General features: G+C 64.1%; 20 protein-coding genes and 1 tRNA gene. 8 read left to right on the forward strand and 13 right to left on the reverse strand.

Annotated elements, in window-relative coordinates; all coding sequences use genetic code 11:
• Window positions 1-81: 81 nt before the first annotated feature.
• Window positions 82-780: an IclR family transcriptional regulator gene (locus ACTU6V_RS13545; RefSeq protein WP_443469060.1), complete on the forward strand. Its 699-nt coding sequence runs from the start codon at window positions 82-84 to the stop codon at window positions 778-780.
• 79 nt (window positions 781-859) lie between these two features.
• Here ACTU6V_RS13545 and ACTU6V_RS13550 read toward each other — a convergent pair whose 3' ends face one another.
• Window positions 860-994: a hypothetical protein gene (locus ACTU6V_RS13550; protein ID WP_443469061.1), complete on the reverse strand. Its 135-nt coding sequence runs from the start codon at window positions 992-994 to the stop codon at window positions 860-862.
• Between the two features lie 143 nt (window positions 995-1,137).
• Between ACTU6V_RS13550 and ACTU6V_RS13555 the strand changes: the two genes are divergently transcribed.
• Window positions 1,138-2,046, forward strand: coding sequence for a metallophosphoesterase (locus ACTU6V_RS13555; protein WP_443475858.1), 909 nt, complete (start codon window positions 1,138-1,140; stop codon window positions 2,044-2,046).
• Here the strand turns inward: ACTU6V_RS13555 and ACTU6V_RS13560 are convergent.
• The 8 genes from ACTU6V_RS13560 to ACTU6V_RS13595 form a co-directional block, all read right to left on the reverse strand.
• Entirely contained in the window at window positions 2,039-4,213 is a 2,175-nt protein-coding gene (locus ACTU6V_RS13560; protein ID WP_443469063.1) for a YhgE/Pip domain-containing protein, read from the reverse strand. The two genes, ACTU6V_RS13555 and ACTU6V_RS13560, sit on opposite strands and share 8 nt — an antisense overlap.
• Complete coding sequence (locus ACTU6V_RS13565; RefSeq protein WP_443469064.1) at window positions 4,210-6,381, reverse strand: YhgE/Pip domain-containing protein; 2,172 nt, start codon at window positions 6,379-6,381, stop codon at window positions 4,210-4,212. The genes ACTU6V_RS13560 and ACTU6V_RS13565 overlap by 4 nt, the downstream gene beginning before the upstream one ends.
• A 115-nt stretch (window positions 6,382-6,496) precedes the next feature.
• On the reverse strand, window positions 6,497-7,846 hold the full coding sequence (locus ACTU6V_RS13570; protein WP_443475859.1) for a Gfo/Idh/MocA family protein: 1,350 nt from the start codon (window positions 7,844-7,846) through the stop codon (window positions 6,497-6,499).
• A 44-nt stretch (window positions 7,847-7,890) separates the two neighbouring features.
• The gene (locus ACTU6V_RS13575; protein ID WP_443469066.1) at window positions 7,891-8,640 is read right to left on the reverse strand and encodes an SDR family NAD(P)-dependent oxidoreductase; all 750 of its coding nucleotides are present in this window, start codon (window positions 8,638-8,640) and stop codon (window positions 7,891-7,893) included.
• A 65-nt stretch (window positions 8,641-8,705) separates the two neighbouring features.
• Window positions 8,706-9,434 (reverse strand): glucose 1-dehydrogenase, encoded by a 729-nt coding sequence (locus ACTU6V_RS13580; protein WP_443469067.1) that lies wholly within the window; start codon window positions 9,432-9,434, stop codon window positions 8,706-8,708.
• 50 nt (window positions 9,435-9,484) lie between these two features.
• A complete protein-coding gene (locus ACTU6V_RS13585; protein ID WP_443469068.1) occupies window positions 9,485-10,231 on the reverse strand; it encodes a glucose 1-dehydrogenase in 747 nt (248 codons plus the stop codon).
• On the reverse strand, window positions 10,228-11,883 hold the full coding sequence (locus ACTU6V_RS13590; protein ID WP_443469069.1) for a flavin-containing monooxygenase: 1,656 nt from the start codon (window positions 11,881-11,883) through the stop codon (window positions 10,228-10,230). The genes ACTU6V_RS13585 and ACTU6V_RS13590 overlap by 4 nt, the downstream gene beginning before the upstream one ends.
• Window positions 11,884-11,885: 2 nt before the next feature.
• Window positions 11,886-12,773 (reverse strand): alpha/beta hydrolase, encoded by an 888-nt coding sequence (locus ACTU6V_RS13595; RefSeq protein ID WP_443475860.1) that lies wholly within the window; start codon window positions 12,771-12,773, stop codon window positions 11,886-11,888.
• A 281-nt stretch (window positions 12,774-13,054) separates the two neighbouring features.
• Between ACTU6V_RS13595 and ACTU6V_RS13600 the strand changes: the two genes are divergently transcribed.
• The 3 genes from ACTU6V_RS13600 to ACTU6V_RS13610 all read left to right on the forward strand — a co-directional run bounded on the left by ACTU6V_RS13600 (window position 13,055) and on the right by ACTU6V_RS13610 (window position 16,423).
• Window positions 13,055-13,681 carry a TetR/AcrR family transcriptional regulator gene (locus tag ACTU6V_RS13600; protein ID WP_443469071.1) on the forward strand — a complete coding sequence of 209 codons (627 nt, stop codon included), beginning with the start codon at window positions 13,055-13,057 and terminating at the stop codon, window positions 13,679-13,681.
• Between the two features lie 128 nt (window positions 13,682-13,809).
• Window positions 13,810-14,625: an SDR family oxidoreductase gene (locus ACTU6V_RS13605; RefSeq protein WP_443469072.1), complete on the forward strand. Its 816-nt coding sequence runs from the start codon at window positions 13,810-13,812 to the stop codon at window positions 14,623-14,625.
• A gap of 298 nt (window positions 14,626-14,923) precedes the next feature.
• The gene (locus ACTU6V_RS13610) at window positions 14,924-16,423 is read left to right on the forward strand and encodes an MFS transporter (RefSeq protein ID WP_443469073.1); all 1,500 of its coding nucleotides are present in this window, start codon (window positions 14,924-14,926) and stop codon (window positions 16,421-16,423) included.
• 144 nt (window positions 16,424-16,567) lie between these two features.
• Here ACTU6V_RS13610 and ACTU6V_RS13615 read toward each other — a convergent pair.
• From ACTU6V_RS13615 to galU, 4 genes are all read right to left on the reverse strand, one after another.
• Window positions 16,568-16,643: transfer RNA gene (locus ACTU6V_RS13615), tRNA-Ala, on the reverse strand.
• A 54-nt stretch (window positions 16,644-16,697) separates the two neighbouring features.
• Window positions 16,698-17,576: a hypothetical protein gene (locus ACTU6V_RS13620; protein ID WP_443469074.1), complete on the reverse strand. Its 879-nt coding sequence runs from the start codon at window positions 17,574-17,576 to the stop codon at window positions 16,698-16,700.
• A gap of 75 nt (window positions 17,577-17,651) precedes the next feature.
• The gene (locus ACTU6V_RS13625) at window positions 17,652-18,281 is read right to left on the reverse strand and encodes a GNAT family N-acetyltransferase (protein ID WP_443469075.1); all 630 of its coding nucleotides are present in this window, start codon (window positions 18,279-18,281) and stop codon (window positions 17,652-17,654) included.
• A gap of 22 nt (window positions 18,282-18,303) precedes the next feature.
• Window positions 18,304-19,191, reverse strand: coding sequence for a UTP--glucose-1-phosphate uridylyltransferase GalU (gene galU, locus ACTU6V_RS13630; RefSeq protein WP_443469076.1), 888 nt, complete (start codon window positions 19,189-19,191; stop codon window positions 18,304-18,306).
• A gap of 51 nt (window positions 19,192-19,242) precedes the next feature.
• Between galU and ACTU6V_RS13635 the strand changes: the two genes are divergently transcribed.
• The 3 genes from ACTU6V_RS13635 to mscL are packed head-to-tail and all read left to right on the forward strand — an operon-like array spanning window position 19,243 to window position 20,567.
• Window positions 19,243-19,839, forward strand: a complete 597-nt coding sequence (locus tag ACTU6V_RS13635; RefSeq protein ID WP_443475861.1) for a 5-formyltetrahydrofolate cyclo-ligase — start codon at window positions 19,243-19,245, stop codon at window positions 19,837-19,839.
• Window positions 19,840-19,854: 15 nt separating this feature from the next.
• Window positions 19,855-20,127, forward strand: coding sequence for an FmdB family zinc ribbon protein (locus tag ACTU6V_RS13640; protein ID WP_443469078.1), 273 nt, complete (start codon window positions 19,855-19,857; stop codon window positions 20,125-20,127).
• Between the two features lie 26 nt (window positions 20,128-20,153).
• The gene (gene mscL / locus ACTU6V_RS13645; RefSeq protein ID WP_443469079.1) at window positions 20,154-20,567 is read left to right on the forward strand and encodes a large conductance mechanosensitive channel protein MscL; all 414 of its coding nucleotides are present in this window, start codon (window positions 20,154-20,156) and stop codon (window positions 20,565-20,567) included.
• Window position 20,568: the final 1 nt, after the last annotated feature.

The following is a 20,568-nucleotide window of genomic DNA, read 5'->3' on the forward strand; positions in this document are numbered from 1 at the left end:
CCTTTGTCTGTGATCCCAGACAACACCGCAAGAGTCCCGCAGGTCCCCGCGGCCGATCAGACGCTGCGGATCCTTCGGCACATGGCAACGCGCCCGGCACCGGTGGCGGCCGCCGCGATCGCCCGAGAGCTGGAGCTTCCCCGCTCCACCGTGCATCACCTGCTGAACACGCTCGCCGATCACGGGTTCGTCCTGCACCTGCGCGAGGAGCGTCGCTGGGCGCTGGGGACAGCGGCATCCGAACTCGCCGGCGGGTTCGTGAGGCAGCAGCCGTTGGCGAGGCTGGGACGGCCGCTCGTCGCGGCCCTCGCCGACCGGCTCGGCGAAAGCACCCACCTCGGCGTCTTGAGCGGCGCGGATGTCGTCTACATCGTCGAGGAGCGTGCGCCCCGGCGCCCCGCGCTCGTGACGGATGTCGGTGTGCGCCTGCCCGCACATCTGACCGCTACCGGACGCGCGATGCTTGCCTCGCTTCCTCGCGAGCAGGTCCGCGCGCTGTACCCGAGCGCCTCGACGTTCTCGACCCGCACAGGCCTCGGGCCGGCACGGCCGGGCGAGCTGCGCGAGCTGCTGCGCAGCATCCGCGCCGCGGGATTCGCCTCAGAGGATGGCGAGGTGACCGGCGGAACGCGCTCTGTGGGAGCAGCGGTGTGCGACGTCTCGGGATGGCCCATCGCCGCGGTCGCGGTGACGTGGTCGCGCGGCACCGGGCCGAGCGAATCGGATGCCGCGGTCGCCGTCATCCAGACAGCAGAGGAGTTGCAGCGCCGTCTGCGCTGAGCGCCCGGCAGATCAGGAAGGGGAGCCGCAGGTCACCCGACCGCGACTCCCCCACCTTCAGGACCAGTCCTTCAACGGGTCAGCCGGACGCCCCCTTGCGTGGCTTGATGAAGGATTCTGGCTCCTGCTTGGCGCGCTTGGCCGCTCGTTTCTCCTTGAGCGACAGCTGCGCGGTCTTCTTTCCGGTCTTGGGTGTTGGCGTCTTTCCTGCCATCGGAACTCGCTTCCCCTCTCGATTCGGCTGGCGGGTGTGCCTTGACCATATCCGGTTCCACACGGAAGTCAAATTTCCCGGTGAGAGGTAAAAAATGCGCTTCAGCATGGTGTCGTGTCCGACGCTTCTGGCAGAGTGTCTGCATGAGCGCTCTTCGCATTCTGCATCTCAGCGATACGCACTTCTCCGGTGACGGCGGCCGCCACTACGGCGTCGTCGATACCGCCGAGCATCTGCACCGTGCTCTCTCACACGTGGGTCACCTGCTCTTTGACCTGGTGGTCGTCTCAGGGGATGTGAGCGAAGACGGCACCGAGGAGTCTTACCGCAGCATCCGCCAGCAGCTGACGCCGTGGGCACAGGCGCGCGGGGCGCGCGTCGTGTACGCGATGGGCAACCACGACCGGCGGGAATCGTTCCGCGCTGTGCTGGGCGACGGACAACCGGATGCTGACGCACCGCGGGAGCTGGCCGGCATCGACCTCGATCGCCCGGTGGCATCCGTCAGCGTCCAGAACGGCTGGAGAGTCGTCGTGCTCGACAGCTCAGTTCCTGGAGCCGGCTACGGCACTCTCGAGCCTGCGCAGAAGCGGTTCTTGCGCGAGACGCTTGCGGCCCCGGCCGAGCACGGCACTGTGGTCGTGATCCACCACCCGCCCGTGCCGGCTCAAACCGATCTGTTGCAGGCGCTCGCACTCGACGATGCAGACGGCGTAGATCTCATCGACATCGTGCGCAACTCCGATGTGCGTGTCATTCTCGCCGGCCACTACCACCTGCCCGTCACCGAGTTCATCTCCGGGGTCGCGGTGACGGTAGCACCGGGCGTCACGAACATCTCACGCGCGTTCGCTGACCCCGCTGAGGAGTCGGCGATTGATGGTTTCGGCGGATCCGTCGTCACGATCGAGAGCGATCGCGTGCGCGTCGTGCCCTTCGTAGAGCGACTCGCCCCCGACGGACTCGTCTTCCACTTCGATGCAGGCGTCGTCGCCGACATCATTCGAGACGCCGGTCGACCGGGCGCTCAGCCGCCCGTCTCACTCACATGAGCTTGGTTGACTGCAGCATCGCTTCCATCTTGTCGTTGATCCCGATCATCGGCTTGCGCGCGGCGAGCCCCAGCACGAGCATCGGCACCACGAACAGCACGAGCAGTCCGAGCGATACCCAGTAGTCGCCCTGGTAGATGCCGGCGAGCGCGTCTCGGAACGCATCCATCGCGTGGGTACCGGGCAGGAACGGGCTCACGCTCTGGAACCACTGCGGCAGGAGAGACAGCGGGTAGGCGCCGCCGGCGCCGGCCACCTGGATGACGAGCAGGAACACCGCCAGTGCCTTGCCGGCATCTCGGAACGATACGACCAGCGTGTAGATGATGAACGTGAACACGAGCGAGGTCACCCAGCCCACAAGCATGAACAGCAGCGGATGCTTCGGATCGAGTCCGACCAGGAGGATATTCCCGAGGAACACCAGGGTGCTCTGCGCCAGGCCCAGCAGGCCGAAGATCATGTACCGGCCGAGGAACTGCTCGTGGAGCTTGAGCGCAGGCCCCCCGGGGAAAGCGCTCGTGGGAGGGGCGACACGAAGCGTCACCGACATCAGCAGCGCGCCGACCCAGAGTGAGAGCACCGTGTACAGCGGGGCCATTCCCGCCCCGAAGCTCACCACGGGATATACCGGGATCCGCTCCAGGCCGATCGGCTGCGCGAGCGCGGTGGCGAGTACGGAGGGGTTGGCGCCGATGATCTGTCCGATCTGGCTGAAGTCGCCAGAGTCGATGGCCGTTGACAAAGCCTGCTGTACTCGATCCACCTCGTCGGCGGCCGCGCCCAGTGCTTCGGCAAGCGCGCGGTTGTCTGCCGTGGCGTTCTCGATGATGGTCACGACGCCGCCAGCCGCACCGCTGACGCCGGAAACCTGATCGGCGACGCCGGCAAGAGAGGTGCCGACAGCGCTGAGGGTCGTACCCAGCGCGTCGAGAGTCGGCTTGAGGTCGTTGGCGTAGATGCTGTCAGCGTTCTCGAGAGCCGACTGCGCCGCAGCGATCCGAGCATTGATCGAGGCGCGGAACTGCTGCACATCGGAGTTGCCGGTGGCGATGCCGTCAGCGGTCTCCTGCAGGCGGGACTCGAGACCCTTCTCCTGCTCGATCGCAGCGTCCAGGCTGGCGATGAGCGCAGCAAATGCCTCTTTCTCAGCCTCAGGAAGATTCGGCTGCACGTCGTTGATGAGTCGATCTCGCAGCGCTTCATGCTTGCTGACGAGGCCTCCGAGGTCGACGATCATCTGGTCGATCAGCACGACGCTTGCGCCGGCGTCGGCATCGATGCCCGAGAAGATACGGTCCACTTCGGATGAGAACTTGCCGATTTGATCTCGGCTGGCTTGGAAGGCTGCGGAGAGCGCTTCAGTGGCCCGCGCGATGGCATCCTTGGCGTCCTGAGCGGCACCCAGGCCTTCGCGGACCTTTCCTTCCGCCGAGGAGAACTCGGACTCGACCGTGCTCAGAAGACCGGATGCGCCGTTCACCAGTGGTCCGCTGGATTCGAGCAGCGCGGTGAACATCGTCGCGGTGCCGGATGCCGCGCGCAGCTGCGTCCCGACCTGTCCCAGGTGCGCCTCGATACGCGCGTACGCAGCCTGTGACTCCGAATCAGTCAGCGACGACACGAGCGACGACACCAGGGTCAGCGCGACGTTGCTCAGCTCCTCGGTGAACTCGGAGTTGATCTTCGCGGACAGATCGTCTGCGCCTTCGCTGGTGATCAGCGGTGCGAGCGGATTGGACTTGTCGTTGGTGTAGTAATCGATCTGCGTGCGCTGCGAACCGGCGGTGTAGAACGTCAGCATGCGCTGGCTGAAGTCCTTGGGCAGGACCATCGCCGCGTAGTACTCGCCGGACTCGGTCCCGGCGATCGCGTCCTTCTTGGTGGTGATGACCCAGTCGAGCTGGTCGTTCGCGCGGAGCGCGGATTCGACCAGGCTGCCGACGTTGACATGGAGCGGGAAGAGCGGGCTCGTGTAGCCCTCATCGACGCTGGCGACAGCGACCTTGAGGTTCTTCGTGTTGTCGAACGGCTCCCAGCTGCCGATGACGTTGAACCAGGTGAATGCCGAGGGGATCACGATCAGCCCGCACAGCACGATGATCGCCATGACGTTGCTCGTGGCCCGCTTGAGATCGCTGCGGAACAGCTGCCAGATGCCGCTCACCGCGCCTCCTCCAGTTCCTTGAGTTCCTGCCGCAACTCCGCTTCAGGCATCTCACTCACTTCTGTCGAAAGACGCAGGCTGTAACGGATGTACTCGAGGGTGACGAGCGCGGCGAAGACGATGATCAGCCACAGTATCCATAGGCCCACGTACTCGGTCTTGTTGTCGGGGAAGATCATGGCGAGCGCTGCCAGCAGCACGATCCCCGCCAGCCCCACCACGATGACCGCGCCACGCATCTTTCGGTACGAGCGCGCGAAAGGCAGCGCACGCTTTGCGAGGTGCTTCTGATAGGTCGCACGGCTCGCGAGGGCACGCAGGACATGGTTGAGACGGTATCCGCGGCCCGAAGGCGCTCCGGTCTCTGAGGTGAACAGCTCTGTCTCGGCGACCTCGCGCGTGAACAGACGCGTGAGGTTGGCGACGTGGGGACGCAGTACGAGTCCGAGGAAGAACGACAGGGCGACGAACACCAGCAGCATCCCGAGATAGCGCCAGTACGCGAACCCGGCAAAGCCGCTGATCACCTCGCGCATGGCATCGATTCCGTACGTGAACGGGAAGAACGGATACAGCGACTGGAAGAACTCCGGCATGAGCTGGATCGGGTAGATGCCCGAAGCGCCCGGAATCTGCATGATCACGAGGATCACGGCCAGTCCCTTACCGATGTAGCCGAAGGTGACCGACAGAGCGTAGATGATGCTCAGATAGCTCAGTCCGATCAGCACGGGCGTGATGAAGAAAACGAAGGCATTGACGTGCTGCACGCCTATGATCATGTTCCCGATGCTGAGTGTGATCGCCTGCAGCACGGCGATGACCGCGAACAGCAGCCACCGGCCGAGGTAGCCCTGACGCTCCGTCAGATTGGGGATCTCTTCACGGTCGACGTTGAGCTTGAGGATCACCACGAGCACGAATGCTCCGATCCACAGGGACAGGTTGATGAACAGCGCCGCCATCTGCGAGCCGTAGGTATTGGTCGGGAAGATGGTGTGCTGATCGACCACGACCGGTGTCGACATGAACTGTGCGATCTGCTCTGGATCGAGCGAGGTCAGATCTTGCAGGTCCTGCCACATGGCCGCGCCGGTGAGAGCGTTCAGATCCGAGATGGCAAGACCCATGTCTGCCTCGACCGCAGCCAGATCGCCGTCAAGGCTGGTGAGGGCTGACGAGGTCTGCGCAAGCTGCTGGTCAAGGCCTGACAACAGCGTTCCCGCCTGGCCCAGAATGGTGCGCTGCGCGTCGACGGCCGCTGACAGCGAGCTGGTTGCGACGCTGACCCGCCCCAGCGCCGCGAGCACTGCGGACGTGCCTTCCGCCACCTCTGCGGATCCGATCACATGTCCCGTGGCCGCTTCACCGGCGAGACGGAGCAGATCCGCCTGTGCCTTGTCCGTCAAGGTGCGCGCATCGGTCAGAGTACGTTGCGCGTCGCCGAGTGCACCGTCGATGTCGGAGAGCACGACGGTGTTGGACTGCAGGCCTTCCCGCGAGGCGCCGATATCGCTCTGCAGTGTCGCCAGATGAGCTCGCGTATCCGAGACGACCTGATTAGCTGCTTCGAGGTCAGTGATGATCTTGGCCTGAGCATCGAGCAGATCCTGCTCAGCGGTGCCTCCGCCGCTCTTGATCGCTGTTGCGACCGCACTGGCCACCTGCTCGGTGAACGCATCGATCATCTGCGTCTGGATCGTTGTGGCACCGGTGTCGGTGATCTCGGGCGCTACACCGTTGAGCTTCTCGTTGACGTAGTACTGCAGCTTCGGCTGGGTGAAGTCCCCCGTGGTGAGGCTGAGCAGATCTTCAGTGAAGGTCTTCGGTACGACGAAGGCGGCGTAGCTCTCGCCGCTCTTGATCGATTCCATCGCCTCGTCTTCCGAGAGGAAATGCCAGCCGAGATCATCGTTGTCCTTCAGCTGTGCGACCAGCTGGTCGCCGACATTGAGGTCGCCAGTGAGCGAGGTCGAACCGCCCGCGTCGAGGTTGACGACGGCGATGCTGAGGTTCTTCGTGTTGTCGAACGGGTCCCAGAACGCAGAGATGTTGAACCAGGCATACAGCGATGGCGTGATGAGAGCGCCGCCGATGATGACGAGCGCGAGAGGCACGCGGACGAGGCGTTTGAGGTCGCGGAGGAACACTCGCCAAATGTTGCCCATACCGTACGCCCCCTGTGTTCATGAACCGACTGGCATGCCGCATTTCACCGGAGCGAGAACGATAGGCACTGTGGCCACACTATCGGGTTACAGAGGCCCCGTCATGCCTGGCCCGTCACCGCATGCTGAGGTCCACCGGGCGCCCGGTGTGCGCGGATTCCTGAGCAGCCCTCACAACATCGCACGCTGCGGCGCGGCGCGTCGTGCGATGTCCGCGATCATCCGCACTGATGGACGCATTGCCCTCGGTGCCGACGAGTTCGAGCATCATCTCCCCCGCCGCGTCCTGCGTGGAGCACGAGAGCGTTGTGATCATCCCGCCCGAATAGTGGATGCTGACGATGGCAGCATCCACGATCTTGCTCTGCGTCGCGAATACGCGCACCGGATACTCCTGCGTTTGCAGCGCGATCTCGTCCACGAACTCTGCGACCGGGTCGAAGACGTTCTGAGAAGGCCCAGGACCGCACACACCGCTGATGGCGATGATTCTCCCGAGGCTTTCGTGCACCGGAACGGATGCTGTGAGCATGGCATCCGGAATTTCCACCCGCTCGGCTGCGATCGTCTCGATCGCGGCCCGTGCAACCCGTACCGCCTCGACGCCGTCTGCCCCGCTGACTCGGGACGTTCCCTCGCCGGTGATCGCGCGAGCGAGCTCACGCAGCTGGGTCGTATACGGGCTCTCCCCCTCTGCGCTGTCGCGGCTGTCGTGACGGAGCACACCGGCATCCCCCGCGATCGAAAACCTGGTCGAGAATTCCAACCCTGGAGCACCCCAGATCCCGGTAACGTAACTGATCGCCCCGCCCTCGTGCTGCAACTGCAGCTGGGCGGAGACAGCGGGAGATCCGGGCACGGGAGCGGACCGCATGCCGCACACGCTGACGACAGGGCCGCAGACCCAGCCCGCGAAGTCGATGTCGTGGATCATCTGGTCGAGCACGATGCCGCCGGATTGCTGCTCGTCGGCGAACCAGCTCCCCCACGTCGGGAACGCGCCGGACCGTCGGAAGCGGGCGATGGATGCTGCGCCGATCTCCCCGTCATCAACAGCGCGCTTCGCCGCGCTGTAGTCGTCCATAAATCGCACGACGTGCGCGGGGTACAGCGGGATGCCCGCCTCCCGCGCCTCGTCGACCAGATCCTGGGCCGCATCCGCTGTGAGAGCCAGCGGCTTCTCGCAGATGATGGGCACCCTGGCCTCGAGCGCCGCCCGAACGAGGTCTGGGTGGGTTGTGGTCGGCGTGCAGATGTCGACGACATCGCTGACTCGCAGCAGCTCGTCGAGCGAATCGACTTCAGCGAGGCCGTAGTCGTGGACGAGAGCTGCCGCGCCGCTGCGGGAATACGCCGTCACCTGTGCGCCGAGCTCCAGCCAGCCCCGGACGTGATCGTGGCTGATCTCTCCGGCCCCGATCACGCCGACGCGAAGATCGGTGAGATCCGCTGCGACGAGGTCCATGCGCCCCATCCTGGCAGGCATGGCGCCTCGTCGCATAGCGTGCCTCACATGCCTGCGCGTCCGGCGGTGGCTCCTCCGTCGATGATGAGGTCGTGGCCGGTGACGTACTCGGCTTCGTCCGAGGCGAGGAATACCGCACCGTGGGCCATCAGCACGGGATCAGCGGCATACCCCACCGGTTGCAGCTTGTGGAGTCGTGCGTGCAGCTCGGGGTCGTCAGGCACCATGCCGCTGAGCATCGTGCCCGGCGAGAGAGTGTTCACCCGAACCCCGGAAGGCGCCAGCTCGATCGCAGCGGCCTTGCTCATCCCGATGACCGCGAACTTCGTCGCGCAGTAGACCGCCTGCCCAGCCGTGGCCGAGGAGCCACCGTTGGATGCGGTACTGATGATGGAGCCGCTCCCCTGCTTGACCATCGCCCGCCCCGCCGCTCTCACTCCGTTGAACACCCCGCGGAAGTTCACGTCCACGAGGCGTTGGAAGTCGGAGTCCTCGGTTTCCAGGATCGGTTTCAGGAGGCTGATACCAGCATTGTTGAACATCACGTCGAGGCGACCGTACTTGTCGAACACTCCCTGCACCAGCGCGTCCATCGCCGCGGCATCGCTGACGTCCACGGGGATGAACTCCGCTCCGATCCCGACCGCCGCGTCCCTGGCTTTCGGTGAGTCGAGGTCCACGATGATCACAGCGCGGGCCCCCTCTGCTACGAAGAGCTTCGCCGAGGCGAGGCCGAGCCCTGATCCTCCTCCGGTAACGATCGCGACCTTGTTCTCCAGCCGATTTCCCGCCATGTCGTACTCCTTCTTCTTAATGATTGAACTCCGGCTGCGGGCCCGCACCGGCTGAGTCTGGCGATCTACTGGCTCGTGAATCCGCCATCGACGACGAGTTCGGTTCCAGTCATGTATTTCGACTCATCAGCGGCCAGGAACGCGACGGCCGCCGCGATGTCACCGGGTTCGCCGGGATGGGCCAGCGGCTGGTGCGCGGTCTGCTCGAATGAGCCCGTACCCACAGTCATCGGCGTCTCGATGATGCCCGGATGCACCGAATTCACCCGGATGTTGTCCTTGCCGAGCTCTTGAGCGGCTGCCTTCGACATCCCTCGGACCGCCCACTTCGACGCCACGTACCCGAGCACGTTCGGGAATGCGATGATGCCCGCGACCGACGAGATATTGATGATCGATCCGTGACCGGCACGGCGCATGCTCGGCGCCACTGCCCGCATCCCCAAGAAGACGCCGACCTGGTTGATGTCGATCACCTTGCGGTAGTCATCCGCACTCAGTTCTTCCAAGGGCTGGTTGTGCACGATGCCGGCGTTGTTTACCAGGACGTTAACCGGCCCCAGGCTCGCTTCGACGTCGGCGACCATATCGCCCCACTGCGCTTCATCGACAACGTCGAGATGGACGTAGCGTCCGTTACCCAGTCGAGCCGCGAGAGCCTCGCCGTCGGCGTCGAGCACATCGGCGATGACGACACGAAAGCCATCGCTCACGAGTCGCTCAGCGCACGCCGCCCCGATTCCTCGTGCTCCGCCAGTGACGATCGCGACGCCGTCGTGATTGCGAGCATCCATGTAGTTCCTCCTAATTTCCGTGCCCGTAGGGCGATCAGTGTCTGCAGATCTCATACCATCGTTCCTGCTGTGACGCCGCCATCGATGACGTGCTCCGCCCCGGTGACGAACGACGACTCATCGCTGGCGAGAAAAACGAGAAGACCTGTGATCTCCTCCGGTCGCGCGAGTCGCTCGAGCGTGCTCCCCTCGAGGTCGGACTCTTCGATGGTTCGGAGGGCTTGGAGGAGAGGCGTCGCGATGCCTCCCGGATGCACGCTGTTCACCCGGATGCTTCGATCCGCGAGTTCCAGTGCGGCTGAGCGAGTGAGTCCGCGCAATCCCCATTTGGAGGCGCTGTAGCCATGGAAGCCCGGATACCCCTCGATTCCCGCAGTCGAGGAGATGTTCACGACGGACGCCGGGGCGGCCTCTGCGAGCGCAGCGACCGCGCTCTTGAGCCCGAGGAAAGCGCCTGTCAGGTTGATCGCGAGAGTCTTGTCCCATGTCTCGAGGGTGTATTCCTCGAGCGATCCGGTTGTGAAGATGCCGGCGTTGTTGATCAGAACGTTGAGTTTTCCGAAGTGCCCGACCGTCTCGGCGACGGCTGACTCCCATTGCGCCGGGTCAGTGACGTTCAGGTGGACGAAGCGGGCTGCGTCACCGAGTTCGTCGGCCAGCGCAGTCCCCGCGTCATCGGCGAGGTCCGCGATGACGACCTGTGCTCCTTCGGCGACGAATGCACGGGCATGGGCTGCCCCCATGCCCATCGCTCCGCCAGTGATCAGTGCGGTCTTTCCCGCAAGGCGTCCCGTCATGCTGAGATCCTGCTCGCTTCGACTGTTTCCCTGGCGAAGCTCTGCGCGCTTTCGAGCTCGAATCCGCGGTAGCCGTCCGCTGCGATCTCGTCGCAGATATTGCGATAGGTGTTGAGGCCGCCGGTATAGACCAGGAACTGGTCGGGCTTGCCGTCGATGTTCGAGCCTCGGTACCAGGATTTGGCATGCAGGTAGAGCGTCTTCTCCACCGCCGCATTGACTTCGTTGTTCCACCACTCCTCGGATTCGGGGAACGGATCGATCGCAACGAGGTCGTTGCGACGCATGTGGTCCATGCATTCCACGGTCCAGTCGACATGCTGCTCGATCGACGCGAACATGTTCGCGGTCACCGACGGGCTCTGCGGCCCCGTGATCGTGAACAGATTCGGGAACCCGGTGGTCGCGATACCGAGGTACGTGTGGACGCCGTCAGCCCACGCCTCCTTCAGCGATTTCCCGCCGCGGCCACAGATGTCGATGCGGGTCAGCGGTCCGGTCATGCTGTCGTAACCGGTGGCGTAGATAATGACGTCGACCGGGTAGTCCCCCGCGCTGGTCCGGATGCCGTCCGCGAGGATCCGCTCAATCGGCTCCTCGAGGAGGCTGACGAGGTGCACATGCGACAGGTTGAACGTGGGGTAGAAATTCGTGTCGGTGATGATCCGCTTCGCGCCGATCGGATAGTCGGTCGGCGTGAGCTTGCGGGCGACCTCAGGGTCGTCGACGAGCCCCCTGATCTTGTCCCGCACGAACTGGGCCATGAGCTCGTTGGCTTCCAGGTTGGTATTGGCGTCCAAGAAGGCGGTGAGGAAGAGGTTTCCTCCGAGTTTCCAGTTCTTCTCCAGCGTGAGTGTGCGCTGCGGCTCCGGGGTCTCCAGGATGGAATCATTGGTGATCAGCGTGTCGACCCCGGAGGCGGAGTCGCGCGCGTTCTCGGCGATCTGCGCGTGGTGACGACGTGCCCAGTGGATCTCATCGTCGTAGAGCGGACGATTCCGAGCCGGGATGGCATATGCGGGCGTGCGCTGGAACACGGTGAGCTCGGCGGCCTGCTTGGCGACCTCCGGGATGAGCTGCACGCCAGAGGAGCCGACGCCGATCACCGCGACCCGCTTGCCGGTGAAGTCGACACCCTCTGCGGGCCAGGCGCCGGGGTGGTAGATCTCCCCGGAGAACTCGCGGATGCCTTCATAGGGAGGGAGCGCGACCGCAGAGAGCGAACCCGTGGCCGAGATGATGTGGCGAGCCGTCCGCTGGGCGCCGTCGCTGGTGTGTACGTCCCAGTAGGCGCCGTCCTCATTGAAAGTTGCTGCTTCCACACGAACGTTGAAGACGATGTCGCGACGCAGGTCGTAGCGGTCTGCGACGAACTCAGCGTAGGCAAGGATCTCGGGCTGCGTGGCGTACCGTTCGCTCCACCGCCACTCGTCCACCAGCTCCTGGCTGAAGGAGTACTGGTAGGCAAGACTCTCGACGTCGCAACGGGCTCCGGGGTAGCGGTTCCAGAACCATGTCCCGCCGACGCTCGAGCCTGCTTCGAACGCGATCGCAGTGAATCCCTTCTCGCGCAGTGAGTGCAGGGCGTAGAGCCCCCCGAAGCCGGCACCGATGACGACAGCGTCAAGATCGGTGTTCATGTTGGTACTCATAGTCAGTTCCTCTCATCGTTGACAGGTACAGAAGTAACGAAAGCGCGGCCGAGCGCCGCAATCAGGTCGGAGTTCTGACGGAGGGACACCGCTGCGGTCAGAGCGATCCCAGAGGAACCGTGAAAGGTGCCGGCATACATATGCAGCTCGGTCTGCACGTTGGCGTGAGCGAGGCGACGTGCGTATTCAATGCCCTCGTCGCGGAGCGGGTCGAACTGGTTGACCGTGATGAATGCCGGCGGCAGACCCGTGAGGTCTTCTGCACGCGCCGGTGCGGCGTACGGCGAGACTGGCTCGCCCGTCCCCCCGAGGTAGGCTTCCCAGCTCAGCTGTGCATTCCGGGTATTCCACAGGAGGCCGTCAGCGTAGTCGGTGACCGACGGAGTCGCGATGCGGTCGTCGGTGACGGGAATGTCGAGGAGCTGGAACGCGATCTTCGGCCCGCCTTCGTCGCGCGACCGGAGGGCGAGAGCGGCTGCGAAGGCACCGCCGGCGCTCTGCCCGCCCAGCGCGATTCGCTCGGGATCGATGCCCAGTTCGGTGGCGTGGGCGATGATCCAGTTCAGTGCGGCCAGGCCCTCATCGATGGGGGTAGGGAACGTTGCCTCAGGCGCCAAGCTGTACTGCACGGAGATCCCGACCACGCCCGTTTGCCTGACCGCGGCGTCCAGGAACGGCAGAGACTCCCGCGCGTTGCCGAAGACGAACCCGCCCCCGTGGAACCACAGCAGGACAGGGAGCGCGTTCGCTGCTGACTGCTCCGATGGCTTGACGAGGAACAGGTCGACCGGTGGCGCGTCCTGTTCGGAACCGCCGCTGTGGAGCTCGACCAGCGTGACGCCGCTCTCCGGAGCGAACGGAGGCATTCCTGCCGTTGCCTGCGCAAGCATCGCCCTCGCCGCGTGTATGTCTTCTAAGTCGATCTCCGGGGCGTATGGAACAGTCGCCTGGACTTCTGGATCGTAGGGGTATGACATCTTCGTCCTCTCGCTGGTCTACATTGACGAGCTTTTCGTTGCTCCGCTGAGGCGAAGCAACCAACTTATGGGCAATCTAGCCATTTGATAGACACTATGTCAATACTCGTTCGCCGGGCCATGCGGACCAACGGGTTCCTATCGAGAAAAGGGCACTACGTCGGGCCCCACTGACGCGACGGTAGGGTGGAGGCATGGAGGAGACGCCAGCGAGGACCACGCGACGCAGGCGCGTGCAAGCCTCGCACCGCGAGCTGACTCGCGCACTGTTGACAGACGCCGCCGTCCGTGTGTTCGCGGAGCAGGGATACGTTCAGACCACGGTGGATCAGATCACCGAAGAAGCCGGGACCAGCCGGGGGACGTTCTACCTGCACTTCCACACGAAAGCAGACATCCTGAAGGATCTCCTCCAGCGAGTCGAAGGTGAGTTCGGCGACCCGTACCCCGGACTCGCGCAGGCATTCAAGATCCAGGACCGCGACGCAGTCCGACACTGGATCCTCGATGCGATGCAACGATGGACTGACCTCGAAGGCCTCCTCCGGCCGGTCTACGAAGCTGCGGATTCCGACACCGCAATCCAGCACATGCTTTTCCCCGACAACCTCCCGGACGTCACCGCTCTGTCTCGCGCGCTGCTCGACGCCGACGTCATCAGCGATCCCCAGCGGGCCGATATCTACGCGATCATCTTCTTTCCCCCCCTGCTGCACCTGTTCCGCAAGCATCTCAATGCCGAGTCCTTCGATCACGAACTCGCCGCGCAACTCATGGCCGACGCGTGGATGGACATCGTTGACGGCATTGCCGGGGCCTAATCAACTCGAGCTACTGGTGTTATTGACACCCCGTCTATAGTGATGCTCAAATAGCGGCAGTGCGGCGCCGATTGCGATATCGCAATCGCTGTGGATCGCGCGAACACTGACGCACCAGGGAGAACACCATGACCAGCTTCGACCAACTGCACGGACGAGTCGCCTTCATCACGGGCGCCGGATCGGGCATCGGAGAAGGGCTCGCGCGGTACACCGCACTGCAGGTCGGAATGCATGCGGTGGTCGCGGACGTCGACGAACGCCGCGCTGCTGAGATCGCCTCCGATATCACTGCACAAGGAGGCAAAGCGACCGCGCTGCAAGTCGACGTCTCGAACTGGGATTCTGTCGCTGCCGCAGCCGAACGTGCCCTGGAGTCGCTGGGCGTACCCGCGTTCGTGGCATGCAACGCGGGTATCGAACAGACCGGCCTCGCCTGGGAGACCTCCCCTGCCGACTGGGCGCGAGTCGAGGCCGTGAACGTAAACGGCGCCTTCTACACAATGCGGGCATTCACCCCGGCGATGATCGAGAACGGCGCAAGCGGGCACATCCTGTTCACCTCGTCCATCGGCGGGATCTCGATCGGCGCGTCACAGGCCTCGTACACCGTCAGCAAGCACGCGGTACGCGTGCTTGCACAGTCGTTGCAGGCCGACCTCGATTCAATCTCCTCCCCGCTGCAGGTCTCGATCCTGCTGCCGGGCCCGGTGCGCACCCGGATCTTCGTGGATGCTCTCAGCACCGGCGACGTGGCGGCGGAAGCCTTCCGGGAGCGGCTGGCGACGCTGCTCGCTGAGGAAGGGCTCACCGCGGATGAGGTCGCAGAGCTCACCTTGAAGGCGATCGCTCAGGGCCGCAGATGGATATACCCTCACCCGACTCAGGCGCGCGACGTTCTCACCGCACACACCGCAGAGCTCCTGGCAGGCGTGAATTCGTAGCAGCTTCGAGGGGTGCAATCCAGTAGTCGCGCAGCGGCCAACTGGACTGCACCCCTCGGCCGTTCGGCGAGCGCACCCAATTCACTATTGACACTGCGTCCATATGATCACTACGTTGTCAACACCGGGGTGATCCTGCAGTTGCACAGACAGACGGAAGTCTGACCAGACCTCCATATCTGTGGACCGCGGAGGCCGAAGGGAGGCAACGATGCCGCCCCGGCGAACTCACTCCCCCGTTGAGGAACCGTCAACATCCAACCGAGCGGCATCGCCGCACTGTGACAAAGGAGTCACCTTGAACACTTCTCGCGGAATCACCGCAGTGGAGAAACCCGCTGGACGAGGTCGCTGGTACGCCGGGCTCGTCTTTCTGATCGTGCTCACGGAGCAGACAGGACTGGGCTTCCTGCTCGTCTCCCCCGCGCTGCCGCAGTTTGCGGTCAAGTACGAAACGACACAGATCGGCTGGTCCCTCACCATCTTCAGCCTCGTCGGCGCGATCGCTACGCCGATCGTCGGCAAGCTCGGTGATCGCTTCGGCAAGAAACGGGTGCTGCTGATCACGGCCGCGATCGCTCTTGTGGGAGCAGTCGTCTCTGCCATCGCACCCACCTGGACGATCCTGCTCATCGGACGGGCTCTGTCCGCGGTCAGCATCGCTTTCCTCCCCATCTCCATCGCGCTTATCCGTGACGTGTTTCCGAACCACATGCGGAGCATCGGGATCGCCCTCACCAGCAATGGAATCGGCGCCGTCGCGGTCATCGGTCCGTTCATCGCGGGACTGCTCATCGACAACTTCGGCGTCAGCTCGGTCTTCTGGTTCCTGGCTGCCATCGGGGTCGTCGGATCGGTGGGCGTGATCGCTCTCATCCCCGAGACTTCGGTGCGAAACCCCGCCCGGATCGACCTCCTCGGGGCCGTTTGGCTTGCCGCCGGTCTCCTCCTGCTCATGCTGGGCGTCACGGAGGTGCAAGGCTGGGGCTGGACCGACATCCGGAGCATCGGCACGATCGGTGGAGGACTCGCCCTCCTGATCGCCTGGTCGTTCTACGAAGGACGAGTGCGGGAGCCGTTCATCAATACCAAGCTCCTCGCGACTCGCCCACTCCTCACCGTGATCCTCGTCTACTCGTTCTCCCAGGCATCCGGCACGGTCACGGCTTCCTATCTGCCCACTTTCCTCCAGACCTCGCGCGAGCTCACCGGTGGCTCTTACGGTTTTGGCATCGATGTGACCACTCTCGCGTTCTACATGGCCCCGTACGCGATACTCATCGTCGCGGTCGGCTTCGCGGTGGGTTTCGCGATGAAGCGCACCGGCCCATGGATCTTCCTGACCGTAGGACCGTTGTTCAGCTTGGCTGGCGCTCTCGTTCTCGCTTTCGGGCGATCCGAGGCATGGATGTCCATGCTCGGTTACGGACTCTTCGGCATCCAGGCGATGGCCTGGGGCGCCGCTGGATACCAGCTCATGGCGTCGTCCCCGATGAAGGTTCGTGCGGCAACCGCCGGCATGATGGGGGCCATCTCCGGAGTGGTCGTCGCGCTCTCCACGCAGATCGCTGGAGCAGCCATGAATAGCTTCGGCGTCGAGATCATCGAGGGAGTCCCCGTCTACACCACCGCTGGAGTGGTGTCGGTGTTCCTGATCAGCGCAACCCTGAGCCTCGCCGCCTTCGTATGCGCCCTCTTCGCACCGCGACGACTACCGGTCGACGAGGTCGAAGCGGACGAACTCGCACTGGTCGATGCTCCGGTTGACGCCTTGGAGGCAGAGCTGGAACGCAGCTGACCGATCACAGCCTCACGCACCGTGGTGGGTGGCGATTAGATTCGCTGCCCACCACGGTGCGTGAGCGCTACGGTCAGAAGGAGTCCATCTCGCACCACGACTCCCAACGGGAGAACGAACTGTGTCGGTTCGAGGTAAATCTTTTGGTGGACCTAAGGGGATTCGAACCCCTGACCTCCTCGATGCGAACGAGGCGCGCTACCAACTGCGCCATAGGCCCATGAACCTCAGCTAGATTATCACGCTCGAAAGGCGTGCTGCGCCGAGGAACGGGTCATCCGGCAGCACGACGCTCAAGCAGATGCCGAACGTGATCTTCGATCTCCGCGTCATCGACGAAACCCATCCGGGAGTACGGCGAGTTGCTCTCTGCAACAGCCGGCGCGGGAGATGCCACGGGGATTGCCACCGGTTCCGGTGGAGCCATCTGCGCCGCACGGGCACGGAGCTCGGCGACGCGGGCCGCACGGCGCAGCTCCTGCTGCTCCTCGATCTCCGCGCGAGCGTTCTGCGCCAGCGAACCGCTCACCGTCGCCATGGGTGCGGGCAGCGGACGAGGCGTCCACGACGTCGCACGACCCTGATCGTGCAGCGGAGGAGACACTCGCGACGTCTTCTCTTCGACGCTGTGGACAACAGGTCGGCGTGCGGCACGGTTCGCAACAGAGGCCATCTTCTGCAGCGTTGCGGCGGCGATGAGCGCCAGCGCGCCTCCGATCCAGATCATGAGCTGCGCACCGCTGACGACCAGCTGCCATACGCCGAATGCCGCTACCGCGAGCCCTGCTACCAGCATGACTGTCGCCGTGACGCGAACGCGGCGCCTCACCCTGGCCTGACGGACCACAGGGTCAGCGCGAGTCGCTGCCAATTCGGCGCGAAGAGTCTCGAGTTCTGCGGATTCCCTCTCGGCCTGCAAACGCTTGGCGAGCCTCTGCTGGGCGTGTGCGGTGCGGGCGTTGAGTTCGAGTCGAACCTCATCAGGAGTCTCACTCGTCTCGGCGAGAACACGCAGCGCCTGGTTCAAGCGCACGGCGTTTCGCTCCGCGGCGTTGTACTGGTAGCGGCCACGCCAAGACGGCAGCAGGTACAGCATCCACAGCAGTACCGCGACGAGGACGATCACGCCCCCACTCAGCACCGGCCCATTCATAGCCTCAACGGTATGCGACAGCACGGCTCGCGCGCCTCAGTCGTGACGCGTGTCGCTCCCCGACTGTGCAGAAATTCAGATCGAAAGGCGGTCGGATGGGGGGATGGCGGCGGCATCCTGCGGTGCACGTCCGCTCACCCAGCGCGCCAGTACGCCCTCGGGCGCATCCTCACGCGTCAACGCGAACGCGTAGTGATCGCGCCAATCGCCGTCGATGTGAATGAACCGTCGCCGGTACCCCTCGTAACGGAATCCGAGCTTCTGCACCACGCGGAGACTTGCCGCGTTCTCAGGACGGATGCAGATCTCCATCCTGTGCAGCCCATACTCGGTGAAGCAGGCGTCTGTGGCCATCGCTACCGCTGCCGGAGTTATCCCCAGCCCCGCGAAGCGCTCGCTGACCCAGTATCCGATGGTCGCTGAGTTGAGCGAGCCTCTGGCGACGCCCCACACGTTGAGCTGCCCGGCGATCTGGCCGTCGTGCAGCATCACGAAGGGGTAGCCGCCCCCATCACGGTACTGCTGCAGCAGGCGACGAATACTCAGTCGCATATCGAAAGAAGCGATCCCGCCAGGGATCGTGGCTTCCCAGCGCTGCAACCACGACCGATTGGCGAGCAGCTCCTGCTGCAGCACCCGTGCGTCTCTGGTCCGGATGAGCCTCAGCTCAACCGGTCCATGACGGTGCCCTTGCAGCAGGTCCATCGATTCCTCACAGCCGGGCGGCCTACAGGCTCGCGGCGAAGTCCTTCAGCCACGGACGCAGATCGCTGCCGAGGTCGTCGCGATCGGTGGCGAGCTGAACGATCGCCTTGATGTAGTCGACCCGGTCCCCGGTGTCATAGCGCCGACCGCGGAAGATTACGCCGGTCACGCCCGGGCCATCGGACTCGGCTGCGAGCTCCTGCAGCGCGTCCGTCAGCTGGATCTCGCCGCCCTTGCCGGGCTCGGTGCGCTCGAGGATCGGGAAGACCGAAGCGGGCAGCACATAGCGTCCGATGATCGCGAGATTGGAGGGAGCGTCTTCCTGCGCAGGCTTCTCGACGAGGCCCGTGACTCGCACGATGTCGTCATCATCGGTCGCCTCGATCGCCGCGGCGCCGTAGAGGTGGATCTGCGAGGGGTCGACTTCCATGAGCGCGACCACTGTCGCGCCGGTGCGCTCGTGCTCGGCCATCATCGTCGTGATCAGCGGGTCGCGCTCATCGATCAGGTCATCACCGAGCATGACGACGAAGGGGCTGTCGCCGACGTGTGCCTTTGCACGCAGCACTGCGTGTCCGAGGCCCTTCGGCTCCCCCTGACGGAGGTAGTGGATGTCTGCGAGGTCGCTCGACTTCATCACTCGCTCAAGGCGCTTCATGTCGCCTTTCTCAGTGAGCTTCACTTCGAGCTCTGGCACCGAGTCGAAGTGGTTGGAGATCATGTTCTTGTTGCGGCCGATGATCACGAGAATGTCGTCGATGCCTGCCGCTGCCGCCTCTTCTACGACGTACTGAATCGCCGGCTTGTCGACAACGGGCAGCATCTCCTTGGGCATGGCCTTCGTCGCGGGAAGGAACCTCGTGCCGAGCCCCGCCGCTGGAATGACTGCTTTCATCGAGTGCTTTCCCATGCGGCCAGCATAGTGCGCCGTCTCGACGGTGCTGCCACGTAGAATCGCCGTATGTCGGATGAGGTCATACGGGCCAAGCGCGCATTGCGCAGCGAGCTCCGTGACCGCCGACTCGCACTCTCGGCGCACGAGCGTGGCGCCGCGGCATCCGGTCTTACTACACAGCTCGATGCGCTCGTTGCCGCCCGCGGCGCGCGGACCATCTCGTGTTTCGTGTCGACGCCGACCGAACCCGGCACGCGCTCCTTCATCGCGGGCGCGGTGCGCCGCGGCATCCGCGTTCTTCTTCCGATCACGCGCACAGACGGGCTTCTCGACTGGGCGGTCGCTGACGAAGCCGGTGACTTCAGAGAAGGCCGGTTCGGACTGTCAGAGCCGAGCGGTGAACCGCTCGACCCGACCGCTCTCGAGAACGTCGACCTCATGATCATCCCGGCGGCTGCAGTGGATACTCGCGGCACCCGCCTCGGTTGGGGCCGCGGCTACTTCGACAAGACCATCGCATCGATGAGTGCCGCTCCGCCCGTCTACGCCGTGACCTTCGATTCCGAAGTCCTCGAGTCCCTTCCCCGCGAGCTGCACGATCAGCCGATAACCGGCATCGTCACTCCTGTTCGCACCATCCACCTGTCGCCCGCGCGACACTGAACCACTGAGATCACGATGCCTACCTATGCCTATGCCTGCACCTCGTGCGACCACGCCTTCGACGCCGTCCAGTCCTTTTCCGATGACGCGCTGACCACCTGCCCCGAGTGCGGCGGCACGCTACGCAAGCAGTACGGATCGATCGGGGTGACCTTCAACGGCTCGGGATTCTATCGGACCGATTCGCGGAGTGGCGCTGGGAATGCGAACAGTTCCTCGGCATCATCGAAGACGGACAAGTCGACGGGCACTAACCCAGCGCCTGCGGCTGCTCCGGCCTCTACCTGAGGCCTGACACGACCTGGGGGTACCCAATGTTCAAGGGTTTCAAAGAATTCATCGCACAGGGCAACGTCATCGATCTGGCTGTCGCCGTGGTCATCGGCGGAGCCTTCACGGCAATCGTCAACGCAGTCGTCTCCAGCGTCATCAACCCGATTGTGGCGCTTTTCTTCGAAGCGGATGCTGCCGGCAATTTTGGTCCGACGCTGACGAACATCTATGGCAACCCGGTGACTTTCCCGCTGGGTGACCTGATCTCGGCGATCATCAGCTTCATCGCTGTCGCACTCGTGGTGTACTTCGTGTTCGTCCTGCCGATGAACAGGTACAAGGAGCGTCTGGCGGCGAAGAACCCAGCCGTCGAAGAGGAGACCCTGCCGAGCGAGCAGGATCTGCTCATCGAGATCCGCGACCTGCTGCGCAAGAACGCAGGCACAGGCGCCTGAG

It is taken from the genome of Microbacterium zouquanmingi, from assembly GCF_052266675.1.
GTDB lineage: Bacteria > Actinomycetota > Actinomycetes > Actinomycetales > Microbacteriaceae > Microbacterium.

Bases quoted from the DNA above. Each gene is read 5' to 3' on its own strand.
- ACTU6V_RS13545 (WP_443469060.1), top strand. From the start codon at position 82: ATGGCAACGCGCCCGGCACCGGTGGCGGCCGCCGCGATCGCCCGAGAG.
- ACTU6V_RS13550 (WP_443469061.1), bottom strand. From the start codon at position 994: ATGGCAGGAAAGACGCCAACACCCAAGACCGGAAAGAAGACCGCGCAG.
- ACTU6V_RS13555 (WP_443475858.1), top strand. From the start codon at position 1,138: ATGAGCGCTCTTCGCATTCTGCATCTCAGCGATACGCACTTCTCCGGT.
- ACTU6V_RS13565 (WP_443469064.1), bottom strand. From the start codon at position 6,381: ATGGGCAACATTTGGCGAGTGTTCCTCCGCGACCTCAAACGCCTCGTC.
- ACTU6V_RS13570 (WP_443475859.1), bottom strand. From the start codon at position 7,846: ATGGACCTCGTCGCAGCGGATCTCACCGATCTTCGCGTCGGCGTGATC.
- ACTU6V_RS13575 (WP_443469066.1), bottom strand. From the start codon at position 8,640: ATGGCGGGAAATCGGCTGGAGAACAAGGTCGCGATCGTTACCGGAGGA.
- ACTU6V_RS13580 (WP_443469067.1), bottom strand. From the start codon at position 9,434: ATGGATGCTCGCAATCACGACGGCGTCGCGATCGTCACTGGCGGAGCA.
- ACTU6V_RS13585 (WP_443469068.1), bottom strand. From the start codon at position 10,231: ATGACGGGACGCCTTGCGGGAAAGACCGCACTGATCACTGGCGGAGCG.
- ACTU6V_RS13590 (WP_443469069.1), bottom strand. From the start codon at position 11,883: ATGAGTACCAACATGAACACCGATCTTGACGCTGTCGTCATCGGTGCC.
- ACTU6V_RS13595 (WP_443475860.1), bottom strand. From the start codon at position 12,773: ATGCTTGCGCAGGCAACGGCAGGAATGCCTCCGTTCGCTCCGGAGAGC.
- ACTU6V_RS13600 (WP_443469071.1), top strand. From the start codon at position 13,055: ATGGAGGAGACGCCAGCGAGGACCACGCGACGCAGGCGCGTGCAAGCC.
- ACTU6V_RS13605 (WP_443469072.1), top strand. From the start codon at position 13,810: ATGACCAGCTTCGACCAACTGCACGGACGAGTCGCCTTCATCACGGGC.
- ACTU6V_RS13620 (WP_443469074.1), bottom strand. From the start codon at position 17,576: ATGAATGGGCCGGTGCTGAGTGGGGGCGTGATCGTCCTCGTCGCGGTA.
- ACTU6V_RS13625 (WP_443469075.1), bottom strand. From the start codon at position 18,281: ATGGACCTGCTGCAAGGGCACCGTCATGGACCGGTTGAGCTGAGGCTC.
- galU (WP_443469076.1), bottom strand. From the start codon at position 19,191: ATGGGAAAGCACTCGATGAAAGCAGTCATTCCAGCGGCGGGGCTCGGC.
- ACTU6V_RS13635 (WP_443475861.1), top strand. From the start codon at position 19,243: ATGTCGGATGAGGTCATACGGGCCAAGCGCGCATTGCGCAGCGAGCTC.
- ACTU6V_RS13640 (WP_443469078.1), top strand. From the start codon at position 19,855: ATGCCTACCTATGCCTATGCCTGCACCTCGTGCGACCACGCCTTCGAC.
- mscL (WP_443469079.1), top strand. From the start codon at position 20,154: ATGTTCAAGGGTTTCAAAGAATTCATCGCACAGGGCAACGTCATCGAT.